The organism is Amycolatopsis sp. NPDC004378, assembly GCF_053602455.1.
Genome location: NZ_JBSGDR010000001.1, coordinates 1,285,226 through 1,303,887 on the forward strand (window position 1 = coordinate 1,285,226; position 18,662 = coordinate 1,303,887).

Below are 18,662 nucleotides of genomic sequence, written 5' to 3' on the forward strand. Positions count from 1 at the left end.
GACTTTGGGACCGAGGCCCGCGTCACAGCTGGACCTGTTACCTACTGACGAGTAACGTCCCCGTCGGCACCGACGCTCAGGAGGCAACGATGGCGATCCCGCTCCCGGTCCGCGCCCAGGCCGCGGCGTCCCAGCTCGCGTTCTGGCTGCCCGCGCCGCTGCGGCGCGCGGTCGCCGGCCGCCCCGTGCGCATCGACGGCCAGGAGCTCGCGCTCGACGCCCAGCTGCTGCTCCGGCTGCAGAAGGTGTCCGGCGCGGAGCTCGTGCACGGGTCGGTGGAGCAGTCGCGCGCACTGCTCGACGTCGGACGGCACCTGGTCAGCGGCAAGCCGGTCGAGCCCGTGTCGGTGCGCGAGATCGCCGTGCCCACCCCCGACGGCGACGTCCCGGCCACGCTCTACACGCCGGTCGGGCTGCCCGAGAAGTCGCCGCTGCTGGTGTTCTTCCACGGCGGCGGCTGGGTGATCGGGACGCGCGCGAGCCACGACAACGCGGTCCGCTTCCTGGCCAAGCACGCCGGGGTGCGGGTGCTGTCGATCGAGTACCGGCTGGCCCCGGAGTTCCCGTTCCCGGCGGCGGCGGAGGACGCGCTCGCTGCGTTCGAGTACGCCGTGGCGAAGGCGGGCGATCTCGGCGCCGACCCGGCGCGGATCGCGGTGGGCGGCGACAGCGCGGGCGGCAACCTGGCCGCGGTGACGGCGCAGCAGGCGGTGCGGCGCGGCGGCCCGGCGCCTGCGTTCCAGCTGCTGATCTACCCGGCGACGGACTTCGCGAAGCGCTACCGCTCGCGGGACCTGTTCGGCGAAGGCCTGTTCCTGACCGACGCGCACATGAAGTGGTTCGAGAACCACTACGTGCCGGAGGGCACGGACCTGACCGACCCGCGGCTGTCGCCGTTGCGCGCGGAGGACCTGAGCGGCCTGCCGCCGGCCCTGGTCGTCACAGCGGGCTTCGACCCCCTTCGCGACGAAGGCGAGGCGTACGCGGAAAAGCTGCGCGAAGCGGGCGTCGAGGTGGCCCTGCGGCGGCACGAAGACCTGATCCACGGGTTCATCAACTTCACCGGCGTCGGCACCCGGTTCCGCGAGGCACTGGCCGAGATGGCGGGTGCGCTGCGGCAGGGTCTGTCCAAACGGGACTGAGCTCGGCCGGAAAGGCCCGAAAACGAACCCGGAGCCCGGCGCGGAGGAATGTCCGCGGCCGGGCTCCGGGCCCCCCTGTTTTCGGTGGCCGGGTTACGAACCTGGAACCGGCAGTGGTGGCACCGGCAGCGGCGGCACCGGCAGCGAACCGAGCAGGCCGCCGAGGATGCCCGTGACGGCGCCCAGCAGGGCCTTCAGCAGGTCGCTGACGATCTTCAGCGGGCCGGGCAGGTCCGGGATGGGCGGCAGCGGCAGCGGGGGCAGCTGGCGCGGGGTCGCCGTCGGGTCGGTCAGCAGCCGGTTCGACTCGTCGGCGCGGCCCTTGGCCAGGCCGGCGAGCTGCTGAGTGTCGGTTTGGATCGTGTAGCGCTTTCCGGCCGCGATGTCCGCGAGCACCGGGCTGAGCTGCCCCAGGTCGCCGCGCGTGGCACCGACGTTGCCCGCGTAGGCCACCTTGGTCAGGTCGTCACGCATCTGGAGCACCTGTGCGGCGAGGGCCTGAGTACTGGAGGAACCCTTGCCCCCGTCCGGGCTCGCCGAAGCGATCCCCGCCGTTCCGACCGCCAGCAGACTCGCGGCGGCTACCAGGGCGATGGACCGCCCGAACTTGCCTTTCATTCCTTACCTCCTGGCCTCGGGAGACCTGACGGGATAAATCGATACCCCCCGTATCGGAGATAAGCCACCCGATCACCGGTTAGGGACGTTTTCTAACCCTTACGTGCCGGATGCGCGGGCAGCGAACTGTCCCGCAATTGATTAACGTCGAAACCTTGCCCGTCCCCCTGAAGATCATCATGACCGATCCCGAACGTCACCGCTGGTAGCGACCGTCCACTATGGAACATTTGGGTCACTCACGCGGGTGTAAACGGTGATCATTTAGCTTCATCACTCCGTCGGACCGCGTGTCGCGACTGCTCCAGACGGGGCGTCCCCCACGCTCGCACCGCCACCCACAAGGTTCCGCCACTGGTGGACGCGGAAATGCGAAATCAATTCCGGAAATTCGCACTTCGGGCGGGACGGAGGGGGCAACGGCGGGGGTTCCGCGCTCGGCTGTGCCGCGACGGGCGGGTGACGGCACCCCGGTCGGCGGCGATGCCACCCCGCGCACCAGCCCGCCCACCGCGAACCACCCCCGGGCACCTCCCCTCAGAGCGGCAGGCCGGTCTCCAAGTGCGCCAGCGCCCGGTCCAGCACGGCCAGGGTGTCGGCCTCGGGATCGGACGCCGCCCCGGCGAACGCCGCCATGATCACGCCGACCACCGCGCCCGCCCAGTTGCGGACCTCGAACTCGTCCCGCTCGCGGCCCGTCCGCTCCGCCGCCATCCCGGCCAGCAGGTCGATGCCCTCGGCGAACTGGTCCATGATCGCGCTGCGCAGCTCCGGCTCGCGGAACACCAGCAGCTGGCGCTGACGCTCGCGGGCCCAGTCCTCGCCCGAGATCTGCTCGCGGATGGTGCCGGCCGTCGCGCGCAGGGCGGCGGTCGGGCTCAGCTCCGGCGGCTGCGCGAGCGCCGCCGCGATGAGCACCGGGTCGAACGGGTCGTACAGGACCGTCGCTTCCTTCGTCGGGAAGTACCGGAAGAACGTGCTCGGCGAGATCTCCGCCGCGGCCGCGATCTGGTCCACCGTCGTGGCGCTGTAGCCCTGCTCGTCGAACAGGCGCAGCGCGTGCCGCTGGATCGCGGCACGCGTCCGGGCCTTCTTCCGTTCGCGCAGCCCCGTGGGCTCAGATGGCGACGACGTCATGCTCCGATTCTCGCGGCTGCGGCTCCCCGGCCGCCCGCCCGGGCAGGAACAGCAGCGCGAGCAGGGCGCCGGCCAGGCCGAGCCCGGCGCACACCCACAGCGTCGCCGCCATGCCGTCGGTGAACGCGGCCCGCGCGGAGCCGGCGAGCGCGGGCAGGTGCAGCTTCGCCGCGACGGCGATCGCGGCCGACGCGCTGCCCCGCACGGCGTCGGCCACCGGCGCGGGCAGGCCGTCGACGGCGACCCCGGCGCGGTAGACGCCGTTGAGCACCGTGCCCAGCACCGCGACGCCGATCGTCCCGCCGACCTGGCGCAGCACCTGGATCAACGCCGACCCGGCTCCCGAACGGCCCTCGGTGAGCGCGCCCATGGCCATCGACATCAACGGCGGCAGCGTGCACCCGGTGCCCAGGCCGATGACGACTTCCCAGGCCAGGGTGACGCCGTAGCCGTCGGACGGCGACGTCGTCGAGCCCCACGCCAGCCCGGCCGCGAGCAGGACGAACCCGGCCGTGACGACCACCCGCACGCCCAGCGCGACGACCAGCCGTTCGGCGAGCTTCGCCGACGCCAGCATCCCGCCGATCAGCGGCAGCAGCCGCACGCCGGTCTGCAGCGCGTCGGCGCCCTGCACGGCCTGGAACAGCTGCGGCAGCACGAACAGCAGGCCCATCAGCGCGAAGGACGCCATCGTGGCGAGCACCGCGCCCCAGACGAACCGCGGTTCGCGGAACAGCGCGAGGTCGGTGAGCGGCGCGGCCACCCGCGTCTGCGCCCAGCAGAACACCGCGAGCACCGCGGCGCCCAGCGCGATCAGGCCGTACGTCACCGGGTCGGCCCAGCCGTGCTCGCCCGCGTGGACGAAGCCGTAGGTGAGCGCCACGAGCCCGGCCGCCGACAGCGCGATGCCCGGGAAGTCGACCCCACCCTCGCCCGATCCGCTCGTCAGCGGGACCAGGAACAGCACCGCGAGCAGGCCGACCGCGGTCAGCGGCACGTTGATCAGGAACACCGAACCCCAGGCGAAGCGGTCGAGCAGCCAGCCGCCGAGCAGCGGGCCGAGCGGGATGCCGACGAACGTCGCCATCACCCACGTCGTCAGCGCCTTCGCCCGTTCCTCGGGCGGGAACAGGATGTTCAGCAGCGAGAGCGACAGCGGGATGAGGAACGCGGCGCCGACGCCGAGCACGACCCGGGCGGCGATCAGCTCGCCCGGCGAGCTCGCGTAGGCGCACCACAGTGAGGCGAGCCCGAACACCGCGAGCGCGCCGAGCAGCAGTTTCTTCGGGCCGAAGCGGTCGCCGAGCAGGCCCGCCGGCAGCAGCAGCGCGGCCAACGCCAGCGTGTAGGCGTTGCCGAACCACTGAAGTTGCGTGGTCGTCGCGCCGAGGTCGACGGCGAGCGTCGGCACGGCGACGTTGAGCACCGTCAGGTCCAGGCCGACGGTCAGCAGGCTCACCGCGAGCGCGCCGAGCGCCCACCACCTGCGTGGGTGTGGCTGAGTCATAGCGACCCCCAATTGATAGTTACTACCAAATGAGAGTAGCTCTCAAAATTACCCGGCACCAGAGGAGATGCCCGGAAATAAGTTGCACGCGCGTACCACCTTGGGTTCTCATCGAGTACGTGCCTCTGCAGCCCTACCGCCGGGTGCTCTCCGTCCCCCGCGTCCCGTCGACGATGGCCCTGATGTTCCTGGCCCGGCTGCCGATGACCATGAACGGCGTGCTGATGACGCTGTACGTCGTCACCGGCCTCGGCCGCGGCTACGGCGCCGCCGGGCTGGTCGGCGCGGGCGTCACGCTCGGCATGGCCCTCGGCGCGCCCCTGCTCGGCCGCTGCTTCGACCGGTACGGGCTGCGCCCGGTCGTCGCGGTCTGCGGCACCGGCACGACGGTGTTCTGGATCGCCGCGCCGCACCTGCCGTACGAAGCCCTCGCCGCCGTCGCGGTCCCCGCCGGGATGCTCTCGGTGCCGGCGGGCTCGCTGGCGCGGCAGGTCCTGGCCGCGCTCGTCCCGCTCTCGGAGCGGCGGGCCGCGTACTCGCTCGACACGATCTCGATCGAAGCGACGTTCATGATCGGCCCGGCGATCGGCATCGCGGCGATCACGACGATTTCGCCGACGTTCACGCTCAGCGCGCTGGGCGTCCTGTTCGGCGTCACGGCCTTCCTGATCTGGCTGGTGAACCCGCCGATCCGCGAGTCCGTCGAGCCCGGCGCGTCCACCACCCGGCCGCCGCTGCGGAGCTGGCTCACCGGCCGGCTCGTGGCGACGCTCCTGGTGGCCGGCGGCACGCTGTTCGTGCTCGTCGGCACCGAGCTGGCGACCCTCGCCGCGCTGCGCGCGAACGGCGACATCGGCGTGACCGGCCTGGTCATCGCGGTGATGTGCCTGGCGTCGATCGCGGGCGGCATCGTGCACGGCGCGGTCAAGCGGTCGCTGCCGCAGGGCGTGCTGATGCTGTTGCTCGCGGTGCTGGTGATCCCGGTCGGGCTCGCCGACCGGCCGTGGTGGCTGCTGATGCTGGTGCTGATCCCGACGAACCTGGTCTGCGCGCCGACGCTCGCGGCGACCACCGAGACGGTCAGCCGGATCGCCCCGCCGCAGGTCCGCGGCGAAGCGATGGGCCTGCAGGACGCGTCGACGCGGCTGGGCCTGGCCCTGGGCAGCCCGGTGGTCGGCTTCGCGATCGACCACTCGAGCCCGGCGTGGGGCTTCGCCGCGGCGGGCATCGGCGGCCTGGTGATCGCGTCGGCGGGCCTGCTGCGGAGGCGGGCACCAGCGGCCGAGCCGACGCCCGCGTTGGCGGAGAGCTGCAACTGAGCGGTCTGCCGCGGCTTGTCAGCCGCAGGCCGCACGGAGGGCGTCGAGCTTCTTGACGTTGCGCTGCACCCACTGCGCGACGACACCGGCGTCCTCGATGCGTTCCTTCTGCACCTCGACGTACGAACCGGCCATGCCGAGCAGCGCGTTCTTGACGTCCTGGTCCTGGACGTTCCCGGCGAGCTCGCGCAGCCGCTTCTCCTTGTCCGCGGCGCGCGCCTTGAGCTTGGCCGGGTCGACCAGGGGGTTCAGGTCGGCGAGGCCGAGCGCCTCGGTGCAGGCGCTCACCTTGTCCGCCGTCTTCGACCCCTGGTCGACCGCGTCGCTGACCTGGTCGCACCCGCTCAGCAGCAGTGCGGCCGCGGCCAGCAGCGCGGCCGTCGTTCCACCCCTCGTCATGGCGCCAAGGTACCGCTCAGCCCTTGACGCAGACCACCTGCTTGAGGTGCGCCACGACCTCGACCAGGTCCGTCTGGGCCCGGATCACCGAATCGATGTCCTTGTAGGCCGCCGGGATCTCGTCGACGACGCCGGTGTCCTTGCGGCACTCGACGCCCGCCGTCTGCTCCGCCAGGTCCTCGGCCGTGAACAGCTTCTTGGCCTTGTTGCGGGACATTCGCCGTCCGGCGCCGTGCGACGCCGACTGGAACGACGAGTCGTTCCCGAGACCGCGGACGATGTACGAACCGGTCCCCATGCTGCCCGGGATGATCCCGAGGTCACCCGATCCGGCACGGATCGCGCCCTTGCGGGTGACGAGCAGCTCGACGCCGTCGTAGGTCTCCTCGGCGACGTAGTTGTGGTGGCACGAAATCGCGTCGTCGAAGGTCGTCTGCGGGACGATGTCCTTCAGCGCCTGCTTCACGAGCGCGACCATCGTGGCGCGGTTGCGCGCCGCGTAGTCCTGCGCCCAGAACAGGTCACGGCGGTAGGCCCGCATCTCCGGCGTGCCGGCGACGAACACCGCGAGATCCCGGTCCGGCAGGTCCGCGTTGTGCGGCAGCTTGCGCGCGACGGCCATGTGCCGCTCCGCGAGCTCCTTGCCGATGTTGCGCGAACCCGAATGCAGCATCAGCCAGACGCGGCCGTCGTCGTCGAGGCAGACCTCGATGAAGTGGTTCCCGCCGCCGAGGCTCCCGATCTGGCGCGCGGCCCGGCCGTGCAGCTCCTGGACGCCGGTGTGCAGCTGCCCGAAGCCCTTCCAGAACGCGTCCCAGCCGCCGACGCCGTGCACCTTCGCGGGGTTCACGGGCGTCTTGTGCAGCCCGAAACCCACGGGCACGGCGCTCTCGATCCGGCGGCGCAGCGCCCCGAGGTCGTCGGGCAGGTCGCTCGCGGTGAGCGACGTCCGCACGGCGCTCATCCCGCACCCGATGTCCACACCGACGGCGGCAGGCGAAACGGCGTCGCGCATCGCGATGACGCTGCCGACGGTGGCGCCCTTGCCGTAGTGGACGTCGGGCATCACGGCGACACCGTGCACCCACGGCAGGTTCGCGACGTTGTGCAGCTGCCGCATGGCCTGGTCTTCGACCGACGCGGGGTCGGCCCACATCCGGATCGGGACGCGGGCGCCGTCGACAGCGGTGTACATGATTTCCTCCCCGGGACTTGCTTGCGACGCCTACGATCCCCCGAGACGGGGAATCGGACAAGGCGATTTCCGATCGTCCACTGTGGAGGAGAACGGACATGGGCCTGCTGCCCGGCCCCGGGGGCATGGTTTCGGACGCGGAGCTCGGCGCCGACCCGCACTTCGACGACCCGGAGCTCGCCACGGCGGTCTCCGCGGCACTGGCCGGCGACTGGCACTCGGCCGCCGCCACCACGGCCACGACCGGCGTCAAGTGGAACGCCGCCCCGTTCGCTCCACGGCGCACACAGACCCGCGGGAAGCCTGAAGGCCCCCTCGGCGAGCGGCGGATTCGAGGGGGCCTTCAGCTCACTGCTGCGCGATCAGCTCCGCGATCTGCACGGCGTTGAGCGCCGCGCCCTTGCGCAGGTTGTCGTTCGCGATGAACAGGGCCAGGCCGCGGCCGCCCTCGACGCCCTGGTCGACGCGGATGCGGCCGACGTAGCTCGGGTCGTTGCCCGCCGCCTGCAGGGGGGTCGGGATCTCCGACAGCTCGACGCCCGGCGCGTGCGTCAGCAGCTCCGTCGCGCGGTCCACCGTCAGGGGCCGCTCGAATTCGGCGTTCACCGAAATCGAGTGCCCTGAGAACACCGGCACGCGCACGCACGTGCAGGACACGCCGAGCCCCGGGATGCTCAGGATCTTGCGGCTCTCGTTGCGGAACTTCTTCTCTTCGTCCGTCTCGAGCTCGCCGTCGTCCACAATGGACCCGGCCATCGGCAGGACGTTGAACGCGATCGGGCGGACGTACTTGTCCGGCGCCGGGAATTCGATCGCCCCGCCGTCGTGGGTCAGCAGGGACGCGTGCTCCGCGCCCGCCTTCACCTGGCCCGCCAGCTCTTCGACGCCGGCGAGCCCGCTGCCGGACACCGCCTGGTAGGTCGACGCGACCAGCCGGACCAGCCCGGCCTCGTCGTGCAGCGGCTTCAGCACCGGCATCGCGGCCATGGTGGTGCAGTTCGGGTTCGCGATGATCCCCTTGCGCGCTTCCTTGATCGCCTCGGGATTGACCTCGCTGACGACCAGCGGGACGTCCGGGTCCATCCGGAACGCCGACGAGTTGTCGATCACCGTCACGCCCGCCTCGGCGAACCGCGGCGCCTGCGCCTTCGACGTCGAGCCGCCGGCCGAGAACAGCGCGATGTCCAAACCGGACGGATCCGCGACCGCCGCGTCCTCGACCGTGATCTCCGTGTCGCGCCAAGGCAGCTTCGAACCCGCCGAACGCGCCGAAGCGAAGTACCGGAGCTCGGCGATCGGGAACTCCCGCTCCGCCAGCAGCTTGCGCATCACCGCGCCGACCTGGCCGGTCGCGCCGACCACCCCGACCCGCAGCCCGTCCGCCATCAGCGACCACTCCCCGCGTAGACCACCGCTTCCTCGTCGCCGCCGAGCTCGAACGCGTCGTGGATCGCGCGCACGGCCTCGTCGAGCTGCGCGTCGCGGATCAGCACCGAGATGCGGATTTCCGAGGTGTTGATGATTTCGATGTTGACGCCGGCGTTCGCCAGCGCTTCGCAGAACGTCGCCGTGACACCGGGGTGCGAGCGCATCCCGGCGCCGACCAGCGAGACCTTGCCGACGTGGTCGTCGTAGAGCACCGACTCGAAGCCGATCTCCGCCTTGACCTTCTCCAGCTCCTTGACCCCCGCGGCGCCGTTGGCCTTCGACAGCGTGAACGTGATGTCGGTACGGCCGGACACCGTGCTCGACACGTTCTGCAGCACCATGTCGATGTCGATCTCGGCGTCCGCGATCACGCGGAAGATCCGGGCCGCGGCGCCGGCGTGGTCCGGCACCCCGGTGACCGTGATCTTGGCTTCGGAGCGGTCGTGCGCCACACCGGTGATCAGGGCTTGTTCCACGGGGATCTCCTCGATAGAACCGGTCACCGTCGTGCCCGGCTTGTCACTGTAGGAAGAACGGACTCGGATCGGAACGCCGTAGCGGCGCGCGTACTCGACCGACCGCAGGTGCAGGATCTTCGACCCGCTCGCGGCCAGCTCGAGCATCTCTTCGTAGGTGACCGTGTCGAGCTTGCGCGCGTCCGGCACCACCCGCGGGTCGGCGGTGTACACACCGTCCACATCGGAGTAGATCTCGCACACGTCGGCGTTCAGCGCGGCGGCCAGCGCGACGGCGGTGGTGTCCGAACCACCGCGCCCGAGCGTCGTGATGTCCTTGGTGTCCTGCGCGACCCCCTGGAAGCCCGCCACCAGCGCGACGTAGCCCTGCTCGAGGGCTTCCGTGACGCGGCTCGGCGTGACGTCGATGATGCGCGCGTTCCCGTGCACCGACGTCGTGACGACGCCGGCCTGCGAACCGGTGAACGACCAGGCCTCGGCGCCCTGGGCCGCGATGGCCATGGCGACCAGCGAGTTCGAGATGCGCTCACCGGCGGTGAGCAGCATGTCCATCTCCCGCTCCGGCGGCGCCGGGTTCACCTGCTGTGCCAGGTCGAGCAGTTCGTCGGTGGTGTCACCCATCGCCGAGCAGACCACGACGACGTCGTTGCCCGCCTTCTTCGTGGCGACGATCCGCTCTGCGACGCGCTTGATCCGGTCGGCACTTTCCAGCGACGATCCGCCGTACTTCTGGACCACGAGGGCCACGCCCGAACCTCCTCGACGGGCCGGGTCTGCTCCCTGGCGGGCACCGGAGAGCCCCCGCGTCCCATAGTTGAGAAGGAGCCTACCGGGGCTCCCGCGGCCCGCCACCCTCTTGACGTGGGGCGGGTGCCGCGAACGGGCGGCGCGGAAGTAAATCTTCCGTAACACCAACGAAATGCGCGAAGCCCTTCCTCCCGAGTGATGCAGCGCACGCCTGGGTAGGGTCGAGATCGTGCGAAAGCCAGCTGTGACGAGCGTCCCCATCGCGACCGTGATGGCCGAGCGGTGGAGCCCCCGGGCCTACGACGAGACGGCCGTGATCACCCCGGAGCAGGTGAGAGCGCTGCTCGAGGCGGCCCGCTGGGCCCCGTCGTTCGGCAACACCCAGCCGGCCCGCTACCTGGTGGGGCGGCGCGGGACGCCGTCGTTCGACGCGATCTTGGCGACGTTGAACGACGGCAACCAGGCGTGGGCGCGCCGCGCGAGCCTGCTGCTGATCGGCGTGATGGTGACGACGAACGAGAAGGGGGCGGTGCCGTACGCGGAGTACGGCCTCGGGCTGGCGTCGGAGAACCTCGTGCTGCAGGCCGTGGAGCTGGGCCTGATCGCCCACCAGATGGCGGGCTTCTCCCCGGACGCGGCGAGCGCGGCCTTCTCACTGCCCGCCGACGTGGTCCCGAAGGTGGCGATCGCGGTGGGCTCGCCCGCGTCGCCGGACGTGCTGGAAGAGGACTGGCGGATCGAGCGCGAGAAGGCGGACCGGGTGCGGGTGCCGCTGGCGGAGTTCGCGTTCACCGACCAGTGGGGCACGCCGGCTTTCTAGCCCGGCCGATCCGCAGGTCCCGTGCGATGAGCGGGTCGCCCGCGACGAGCTTCCGCGCTTCGGCGCGGCGGCGAGGGCCGGGTTCGGGCCGTCGACGCGCGGCGAGCTCCAAGATCGTGGCCACCGAGGTCAGCACGTTCCGGTCTTGCCCGCGAGGTCCTCGGCGCGGCGTGCACGAACGGCACCCAGCGGCTCGTCACGAGCCCCCGTCGATCGTGATCGGCGTGAAACTCAGGAAGCTCCGCCGACGCGGCGGATGACCTTGGCGAGGATGCCCGACACCACCAGCCAGAACACCGCCGCGATGCCGTAGTTGACCAGGACTCGCAGCTTCTCGTCACTCGGCGTGAACAGGTCGCTGAAGCCCAGCGCCAGCCCGTCCGCCCAGGACTTGACGAACGAGACGATGCCGTTGTCCGGGTTGGCCGAGCCGACCGTGAAGATCACGTGGATCACCAGGAACGCGGCGAAGACCAGGCCCACCCAGCGGACGATCGAGGCCACCAGCGAGGCGGCGCGGCCGCCGGTCCGGCGCCAGTCGACCGGGGCCCGGCGCGAGACGCGCGTCTCCTCCGAGGCCGATGACGACTCCGCGTGCTCACCCATGCCCGAAGTTTCGCACGGCGACCGGCCAATTGCTACCCACAGGTAACCCTCGTCGGGAGATGCCCGGCTTTCCTCACGCAGCGTTCCGTGGTTATGGTGGGGTCGTGGCGCGTGCTCTCCTGCTTCGCTGCCGCGACGGGGCCTGACCGGACCGGCTCCCCGTCGCGGGGCTTCGTGGTGCCGGTCGCACCCGTCGATCTGGAGACACCCCAAATCCCATGAGCACCATTCGCAAACCTTCGCGTCCCGCACCCGCCGACCAGCCCGTGTGGAACACCCAGCGCGGCACGTCCATGCCGGTCCACCGCTACCGCCCCTGGTACGACCTCGTCGAGAACATCGACCTGCCCGACCGCACCTGGCCCGGAAAGCGCATCGAGCGCGCGCCGCTGTGGTGCGCCGTCGACCTGCGTGACGGCAACCAGGCCCTGATCGACCCGATGTCGCCCGCGCGCAAGCGGAAGTTCTTCGACCTGCTCGTGCGCATGGGCTACAAGGAGATCGAGGTCGGCTTCCCGGCCGCGTCGCAGACGGACTTCGACTTCGTCCGCGAGATCATCGACGAAGGCGCCATCCCGGACGACGTCAGCATCCAGGTGCTGACCCAGTGCCGTCCCGAACTGATCGAGCGGACCTTCCAGTCGCTCGAAGGCGCGCCGCGCGCGATCGTCCACATCTACAACTCGACGTCGATCCTGCAGCGCCGCGTGGTCTTCCGCGAGGAGCGCGAAGGCATCAAGAAGATCGCGACGCAGGCCGCGGAAATGGTCGTCGAGCTGGCGGCGAAGCAGCCGGACACCGACTTCCGCTTCCAGTACTCGCCGGAGTCCTACACCGGCACCGAGCTGTCCTACGCGCTCGAGGTCTGCAACGCCGTCACCGAAATCTGGCAGCCGACGCCGGAGAAGCCGGTCATCCTGAACCTGCCGGCGACCGTCGAGATGGCGACGCCGAACGTCTACGCCGACTCGATCGAGTGGATGTCCCGCAACCTGGAGCGCCGCGACTCGGTGATCCTGTCGCTGCACCCGCACAACGACCGCGGCACCGGCATCGCCGCCGCCGAGCTGGGCTACCAGGCCGGCGCGGACCGCATCGAGGGCTGCCTGTTCGGCAACGGCGAGCGCACCGGCAACGTCGACCTGGTCGCGCTGGGCATGAACCTCTACAGCCAGGGCATCGACCCGCAGATCGACTTCTCCGACATGGACGAGATCAAGCGCACGGTCGAGTACTGCAACCAGCTGCCGGTCGGCGAGCGCTCGCCGTGGGGCGGCGACCTGGTGTTCACGGCCTTCTCCGGTAGCCATCAGGACGCGATCAACAAGGGCCTCGACGCGCTGAAGGACGCCGCCGACAAAGCGGGCGTACCGGTCGACGAGTACCCGTGGGAGGTCCCGTACCTGCCGATCGACCCGAAGGACGTCGGCCGCACGTACGAGGCCGTGATCCGGGTCAACTCGCAGTCCGGCAAGGGCGGTGTCGCCTACATCATGAAGGCCGAGCACCAGCTCGACCTGCCGCGGCGGCTGCAGATCGAGTTCTCGAAGGTCATCCAGCGCTACACCGACTCCGAGGGCGGCGAGGTCGACCCGACGACGATGTACAACGCGTTCTCGGCCGAGTACCTGGAGCTGAAGACGCCGCTGGAGCTGGTCCGCCAGCACGTCCGCGACAACGGCGACGGCGAGTACGACATCACGGCGACCGTCCGCGTGGAGGGTGACGAGCACGAGGTCACCGGCCGCGGCAACGGCCCGATCGCGGCGTTCTTCGACGCCCTGAGCACGGTCGGGTACGACCTGCGCCTCCTGGACTACAGCGAGCACACGCTCTCCCCGGGCGACGACGCGCGCGCCGCGTCGTACATCGAGTGCGCCATCTCCGACCGGGTGTTCTGGGGCATCGGCGTCGACCCGTCGATCGTCACGGCCTCGCTGCGCGCGGTCGTCTCGGCGGTGAACCGCGCCCACCGCTGAACCTGTGGGCCGCCTGTCGGGTTCCTGTGAGTACCCGGTGATCAGGAGTTTTCCGGGCCGGGCAGGCGGTTAATGGAGATGTGGACACGACTACGGCGGGACTGCTGGTGCTGTTCGTCGTCTCGCTCGTGCCGCTGCTGCCGACCGAGGTGACGATCCTCGGGATGGGCGTCGCGGCGGCGCAGGGCGGGACGTCGCTGGCCCTGGTGATCGCCGTGGCCAGTGCCGGGTGCCTGGTCTCCGACCAGGCGCTCTACGCCCTCGGCCGGTTCGGTGGCCGGGCGGCGCTGGACCGGCTGAGCCGGCGGCGGAAGATCGCCGCGGGCATCGGCTGGCTCGACGGCCGGCTGCAGCGCCACCCCCGGCCGGTCCTCGTGGTCGCCCGCTGGCTGCCGTCGGGCGGGACGGTCGGCGCCCTCCTCGCCGGCTCCCTGCGGTGGCCGATGGCGGAGTTCTTCACCGCGTCGGCCGTCGGCGTCACGCTCTGGACGTCCTATGTGGCCTTCCTCGGCTACGCCGGCGGCCAGCTCATCACCGAACCCGGGATCAGCATGCTGCTCTCCCTCGGCGTCGCCCTGATCCTGGGTTCGGTGATCACCTACAGCGTGAAGCGGTCCGCTAGAGCGCTTTGAGGATGTCCTCGGGCTCGGTCCGCGTGACGAAGTCCGGGTGGACGTCGACGAACCGCAGCACCCGGTCCCGGTCGACCACGACGACCGCCGGGTGCACCAGCTCCCAGGTGCCGTTGACCTGCTCGAGGTCCGTACCGAGCGCCTGCATGGCTTCGCGCACGGGCGCGGAAACCGGGTAGCTCAGCCCGAGCCCGCGGGCAACGGTGCTGCCGACGTCCGAAAGCACCGGGAAGTCGAGGTCCGGGAGCGGGCCGTCCGGCTGCTGCGGGCTGATCGCGGCGAGGGTCGCGTTCCTCGCCGTCAGCTCGGGCAGGAGCTCCTGCTGGTAGGTGCGCAGGGTCAGGTTGCAGTACGGGCACCACTGGCCGCGGTAGAAGACGAGCACCGCCGGGCCGTCCGCGACGAGGTCGTTCAGGCTCGTCGGCACGCCGTCGGCGCCTGGCAGCGTGAAGTCCTCGATCTTGTCGCCCACCTGGGCGAACGTCGTCTCGGCGGCGCGGCGCCGGGACGCTTCGAACACCTCGAAGATCTCCGGCGGCAGCGCGCCCCGGGCGTGGTCGTTCACGCCGGTCAGGGCTTCGTTGAGCGTCATGGATTCCCCAAACTCTGGTTGTACTGATCAGTACAGTGAACCGGACTGTACTATTCAGTACATGGAGGCGCAAGCGGCTTCGACCCCACGCGGCCAGCGGACGCGCGACGCGATCGTCGACGCGGCGGCCGCGCTGATGTACGTCGACGGCGTCGCGGGCACGAGCGTCGACAAGGTGCTCGCGGCGAGCGGGGCCGGGAAATCGCAGATGTACCACTACTTCAAGAACAAGGAACAGCTGGTCGAGGCCGTCATCGACCGGTACCTCGAGCAGGTCCTCGGCAACCAGCCGGCGATCTTCGCGCTGTCCTCCTGGGCCGATCTGGAGACGTGGACCGAGCAGCTGCTGGACGTCCACCGCCGCGCGGGCGGCCCGATCGCGTGCCCGCTGGGCAACCTCGCCGGCGAAGTGGGCGACAACCCGAAGCTCGCACCGCTGGTCGACCAGGCCTACCGGACGTGGGAGTCCCACCTGGAGCGTGGCCTGAAGACGTTGCAGGACAACGGCGAACTCGACCCCGACGCCGACCCGGCGCGGCTGGCCCAGGCGGCGATGACGTCCGTCCACGGTGGACTGCTGCTGGCCCACATCCGCCACGACCTCACGGCCCTCGAAGACGCCCTGGGCATCGCTCTGGCCCACCTGCGTGGCTTCAAGCGGTGAGCTGGGCGATCTCCGCGCGCAGCTCGTCGATCACCTTGGCCACGGCCGGGCGCTGCAGGGCGCCGGTGCGGCACACCGCCTCCACCCGCCGCGCCGCGCGGATGCCCGCCAGCGGCCGGCTCACCAGGCCGCTGCCCCGGCGCGTGTCGATCGTGTAGCGGGGCACCAGCGCGATCCCGTGGCCCGCCGCCACCAGGCGTTCGGTGATCCGGAAGTCGTTGATCCGCTGGACGACGACCGGCCGGACGCCGGTGCGGATGGTCAGCGAGCGCAGCACGTCGTCCACCGGGAAGCCGTGGTCGACGCCGATCCAGCGTTCGTCCGCGAGCTCGGCCAGCTCGACGCGCCGCTTCTTCGCCAGCCGGTGCCCGACCGGAGCGCGACGTCGAGCGGCTCCCGCAGCAGCGGCACGACGTCCAGGCGGTCCTGGTCGAACTCCGGCGCGTGCTCGTCGCGGTGGGCCACGACGACGTCGTAGTCCGCGACCAGGCCGGGCACCTCGGGCGGTGTCATGTCGACGTCGCGGACGTCGACCTCCAGGCCGTCGTAACCGGCGACGCGGGTCAGCAGGCCCGGCAGCAGCATCAGGCCGGCCGACTGGAAGATCGCGACCCGCACCCGTCCGCGCGGCGCGCTGCGGTAGGTGTCCAGTTCGGACTCCGCGCGCTCGAGCGCGGCCAGCACCTCGTCGGCCCGGGCGACCAGCGCGCGGCCGGCGTCGGTCAGCCGCAGCCCGCGGCCGGCCGGCTCGGTGAGCGGCAGGCCGACCTCGCTCTGCAGGGCCCGCAGCTGCTGCGAAACCGCGGACGGCGTGCAGTGCAGCGCCCGCGCGGCCGCCGTGACGCTCCCGCGGTCGGCGAACTCCCGCAGCGTGCGCAGGCGACCCAGATCCACCCCGCCAGCATATGTGAAGCACGACTACAAGGTCCCTGCAGATATTCTCGCTGGTCCTTCACGATCGACGTCGTCACAGTGGGGGTATGCCCGCTCGTGACCGCCTGCTCGCCGTGTTCGTCGCCGTCCTCTGGGGCCTGAACTTCCTCGCCATCCACGCCACGCTCGGCCAGTTCCCGCCGGTGTTCGCGGGCGCGCTGCGGTTCGCCGTGATCGCCGTGCCGACGATCCTGTTCGTGCCGTGGCCGAAGGTGAAGGTGCGGCACCTGCTCGGCTACGGCCTCGGCTTCGGCACCGGGCAGTTCGCGTTCCTGTTCATCGCGATGGACACCGGGATGCCGACCGGGCTCGCGTCGCTGGTGCTGCAGGCGTCGGCGCCGTTCACGGTGCTGCTCGGGGCCGTCTTCCTGCGCGAACGCGTCACGCCGCACCAGCTGGCCGGCATCGCGCTGGCCGTCGCCGGAATGGTCGCGATCGCGTGGCAGCAGGCCGGCCACGCCGCCCTGCTGCCCATGGTCCTGACCCTGCTGGCCGCGCTGAGCTGGGCGTTCGGCAACCTCAGCACGCGCAAGGCCGAGCCGGACAACCCGCTGCACTTCACCCTGTGGATGTCGGTGGTGCCGCCGCTGCCGATGTTCGCGCTTTCGCTGGTCATGGAGGGCCCGGCCGCGCAGTGGAAGTCGCTGACCACGCTGGGCACGTCGACCGGGCTGACCGCGCTCGCCGGGCTGAGCTACGTCGTGCTGATCGGGACGATCGTCGGGTCGGGCCTGTGGACGACGCTCATGCGGCGCAACCCGGCCGGTGTCGTCTCGCCGTTCTCGCTGCTCGTGCCGGTGGTCGGGCTGACGGCGTCGTTCCTGTTCCTGGGCGAGCGCCCGACCGGGCTGGAGATCGGCGCGGCCGTCGTCGTCATCGCCGGCGTGCTGCTCGGGTCGCTGCGGACCGCGCGCAAGCCCGACCCGGAGCTGCTGCCCGAAGAGATCCCGGTCTAGGACGCGGTCTCTTCCTGCTTCGGCTGCTGCTCTTCTTCTTCCTCGTGCTTGCGGCCGAGGCGCTTCTTCATCACGAAGAAGACGACGACGCCGAGCACGATGGCGGCGACCAGGCCGTACTTGGAGAAGTTGCCGAGCCACTCCTCGGCGACGACGCCGAGGTAGTAGACGAGCGCGGTCGTGCCGCCCGCCCAGATGATGCCGCCGGCCGCGTTCGCCAGCAGGAACTTCGGGTAGTGCATCTTGAGCGACCCGGCGAGCGGGCCGGCGAGGATGCGCAGGAACGCGATGAACCGGCCGAGGAAGACGGCCCACACCCCGCGTTTGTCGAAGATCCGTTCGGCGTTGGCGAGGTGCGTCGGCCCGAAATGCTTCGGGAATTTCCGGCCGGCCCAGGCGAACAGCCGTTGCCCACCGGTCTTTCCGATCAGGTAACCGATGCTGTCGCCGACGATGGCGCCGGCACTGGCCAGCACACCGATCCACAAAGGGCTGAGCGTGCTGTGCTGCGAGGCCAGCAAGGCCGCGCTGACCAGCACGATCTCCCCGGGCAGCGGGATGCCGAGGCTTTCGATCATGATCACGGCGCCGACGATGAGGTACACCGAAAGCGGCGGGATCGCCTCCAGCCATTGGTCGATGTGCACTGCCCGTACCCCCTACGTGGAGAATCTGCTTTTCGCAGGGTACCGGGGAAGGGGTGCGCCGGGCGGCCTACTCAGGTATCGCCCGGGGTACTCCTCAAGTCGGGTTCACTCGAGCGTGGCGAGTGCGGGGGCGACCGGGAAATCCCCGGAAACGACGTCGAAGCCGCGGTTTTCGGTGAGCGGCTCCCGCAGGACCCTGACGAGCACGGCGGCGACGTCCCGCCGGCTGATCCGTCCCGGCTCGAGGTGGCCCGCGGCCTTGACGCGGCCGGTGGCGGGTCCGTCGGTGAGCGTCCCGGGCCGGACGATGGTCCAGGTCAGCGCGGAGCGCGTCAGGACGCTGTCGGAGACCTGCTTGGCGAGCAGGATCGACCGCACGAGCCGGTCGCCCTGGTCGGGCGCGTCGGCGAACTGCGCGGAGAGCTGGACGTACCGCGGCACCCCGGCGGTCTCGGCGGCCCGGATGGCGGCGATCGAGCCGTCCCGGTCGACGAGGTTCACCGACTCGGGTTCGGGATCCGGCGCACCGATGGCGCTGATGACGACATCGGAGTCCTTGAACACCTCGACGAGCTCGTCGAGGTCGGCCGTGACGTCGGCGACGACCGGCTCGGCTCTCTCGTCTCTCAGGACTTCGGCCCGGCGACGGCTCCGAAGCCCGGCCCGGACGGTATGACCTTGGGCGGCGAGCAGGCGGACCACGTGGATCCCGGTTCGTCCTGACGCCCCCAGCACGGTGACCTGCATGAGCCGATCGTCCCGCACCAGGCGCGAGTTCGCCGGTCCCGGAGTTGTCCACAGGGTTGCCCACAGGGGCGGTCCCCGTGTGGACAACTCCGGTCGTGCCATCCTCCAGAGGGTCGAC

18 protein-coding genes and 1 pseudogene are annotated in these 18,662 nt (G+C 70.8%); 7 read left to right on the forward strand and 12 right to left on the reverse strand.

The features are described from left to right. Positions 1–89 precede the first annotated feature (89 nt). Positions 90–1,142, forward strand: a complete 1,053-nt coding sequence (locus ACWEN0_RS06310) for an alpha/beta hydrolase (RefSeq protein WP_451969415.1) — start codon at positions 90–92, stop codon at positions 1,140–1,142. A 93-nt stretch (positions 1,143–1,235) separates the two neighbouring features. On the opposite strand, the gene ACWEN0_RS06315 is transcribed toward ACWEN0_RS06310, so the two are convergent. The 3 genes from ACWEN0_RS06315 to ACWEN0_RS06325 all read right to left on the reverse strand — a co-directional run bounded on the left by ACWEN0_RS06315 (position 1,236) and on the right by ACWEN0_RS06325 (position 4,404). Further along, a complete protein-coding gene (locus ACWEN0_RS06315; protein WP_451969417.1) occupies positions 1,236–1,760 on the reverse strand; it encodes a hypothetical protein in 525 nt (174 codons plus the stop codon). A 537-nt stretch (positions 1,761–2,297) separates the two neighbouring features. Beyond that, positions 2,298–2,897 (reverse strand): acyl-CoA-like ligand-binding transcription factor, encoded by a 600-nt coding sequence (locus tag ACWEN0_RS06320; protein ID WP_451969419.1) that lies wholly within the window; start codon positions 2,895–2,897, stop codon positions 2,298–2,300. Further along, positions 2,878–4,404: a DHA2 family efflux MFS transporter permease subunit gene (locus ACWEN0_RS06325; RefSeq protein ID WP_451969420.1), complete on the reverse strand. Its 1,527-nt coding sequence runs from the start codon at positions 4,402–4,404 to the stop codon at positions 2,878–2,880. Before ACWEN0_RS06325 ends, ACWEN0_RS06320 begins: the two co-directional genes overlap by 20 nt. 182 nt (positions 4,405–4,586) lie before the next feature. On the opposite strand from ACWEN0_RS06325, the gene ACWEN0_RS06330 reads away from it, so the two are divergent. Then, positions 4,587–5,723 (forward strand): MFS transporter, encoded by a 1,137-nt coding sequence (locus ACWEN0_RS06330; protein ID WP_451969891.1) that lies wholly within the window; start codon positions 4,587–4,589, stop codon positions 5,721–5,723. A gap of 18 nt (positions 5,724–5,741) precedes the next feature. Here ACWEN0_RS06330 and ACWEN0_RS06335 read toward each other — a convergent pair whose 3' ends face one another. The 4 genes from ACWEN0_RS06335 to ACWEN0_RS06350 all read right to left on the reverse strand — a co-directional run bounded on the left by ACWEN0_RS06335 (position 5,742) and on the right by ACWEN0_RS06350 (position 9,968). Continuing rightward, positions 5,742–6,122 (reverse strand): hypothetical protein, encoded by a 381-nt coding sequence (locus tag ACWEN0_RS06335; protein WP_451969421.1) that lies wholly within the window; start codon positions 6,120–6,122, stop codon positions 5,742–5,744. Between the two features lie 16 nt (positions 6,123–6,138). Continuing rightward, positions 6,139–7,317 (reverse strand): RtcB family protein, encoded by a 1,179-nt coding sequence (locus ACWEN0_RS06340; protein WP_451969423.1) that lies wholly within the window; start codon positions 7,315–7,317, stop codon positions 6,139–6,141. Between the two features lie 348 nt (positions 7,318–7,665). Beyond that, a complete protein-coding gene (locus ACWEN0_RS06345) occupies positions 7,666–8,703 on the reverse strand; it encodes an aspartate-semialdehyde dehydrogenase (protein WP_451969424.1) in 1,038 nt (345 codons plus the stop codon). Next, positions 8,703–9,968 (reverse strand): aspartate kinase, encoded by a 1,266-nt coding sequence (locus ACWEN0_RS06350; protein ID WP_451969426.1) that lies wholly within the window; start codon positions 9,966–9,968, stop codon positions 8,703–8,705. Before ACWEN0_RS06350 ends, ACWEN0_RS06345 begins: the two co-directional genes overlap by 1 nt. Before the next feature lie 229 nt (positions 9,969–10,197). Between ACWEN0_RS06350 and ACWEN0_RS06355 the strand changes: the two genes are divergently transcribed. Further along, a complete protein-coding gene (locus ACWEN0_RS06355) occupies positions 10,198–10,788 on the forward strand; it encodes a nitroreductase family protein (RefSeq protein WP_451969428.1) in 591 nt (196 codons plus the stop codon). Positions 10,789–11,019: 231 nt separating this feature from the next. On the opposite strand, the gene ACWEN0_RS06360 is transcribed toward ACWEN0_RS06355, so the two are convergent. Then, entirely contained in the window at positions 11,020–11,394 is a 375-nt protein-coding gene (locus ACWEN0_RS06360; RefSeq protein ID WP_451969430.1) for a hypothetical protein, read from the reverse strand. A gap of 218 nt (positions 11,395–11,612) precedes the next feature. On the opposite strand from ACWEN0_RS06360, the gene leuA reads away from it, so the two are divergent. After that, entirely contained in the window at positions 11,613–13,373 is a 1,761-nt protein-coding gene (gene leuA, locus ACWEN0_RS06365; protein WP_451969431.1) for a 2-isopropylmalate synthase, read from the forward strand. 80 nt (positions 13,374–13,453) lie between these two features. Next, positions 13,454–14,005, forward strand: coding sequence for a DedA family protein (locus ACWEN0_RS06370; protein WP_451969432.1), 552 nt, complete (start codon positions 13,454–13,456; stop codon positions 14,003–14,005). On the opposite strand, the gene ACWEN0_RS06375 is transcribed toward ACWEN0_RS06370, so the two are convergent. Continuing rightward, a complete protein-coding gene (locus ACWEN0_RS06375) occupies positions 13,992–14,597 on the reverse strand; it encodes a peroxiredoxin-like family protein (RefSeq protein ID WP_451969433.1) in 606 nt (201 codons plus the stop codon). The genes ACWEN0_RS06370 and ACWEN0_RS06375 overlap by 14 nt on opposite strands. A 61-nt stretch (positions 14,598–14,658) precedes the next feature. Between ACWEN0_RS06375 and ACWEN0_RS06380 the strand changes: the two genes are divergently transcribed. Further along, a complete protein-coding gene (locus ACWEN0_RS06380; RefSeq protein WP_451969434.1) occupies positions 14,659–15,261 on the forward strand; it encodes a TetR/AcrR family transcriptional regulator in 603 nt (200 codons plus the stop codon). On the opposite strand, the pseudogene ACWEN0_RS06385 reads toward ACWEN0_RS06380, so the two are convergent. Then, positions 15,251–16,155, reverse strand: a pseudogene (locus ACWEN0_RS06385) (LysR family transcriptional regulator). The gene ACWEN0_RS06380 and the pseudogene ACWEN0_RS06385 overlap by 11 nt on opposite strands. A gap of 86 nt (positions 16,156–16,241) precedes the next feature. Here ACWEN0_RS06385 and ACWEN0_RS06390 point away from each other — a divergent pair. Beyond that, complete coding sequence (locus tag ACWEN0_RS06390; RefSeq protein ID WP_451969436.1) at positions 16,242–17,150, forward strand: EamA family transporter; 909 nt, start codon at positions 16,242–16,244, stop codon at positions 17,148–17,150. Here the strand turns inward: ACWEN0_RS06390 and ACWEN0_RS06395 are convergent. Further along, a complete protein-coding gene (locus tag ACWEN0_RS06395) occupies positions 17,147–17,797 on the reverse strand; it encodes a DedA family protein (RefSeq protein WP_451969437.1) in 651 nt (216 codons plus the stop codon). The two genes, ACWEN0_RS06390 and ACWEN0_RS06395, sit on opposite strands and share 4 nt — an antisense overlap. A 105-nt stretch (positions 17,798–17,902) precedes the next feature. Then, positions 17,903–18,544 (reverse strand): SDR family oxidoreductase, encoded by a 642-nt coding sequence (locus tag ACWEN0_RS06400; RefSeq protein ID WP_451969438.1) that lies wholly within the window; start codon positions 18,542–18,544, stop codon positions 17,903–17,905. Positions 18,545–18,662 lie beyond the last annotated feature (118 nt).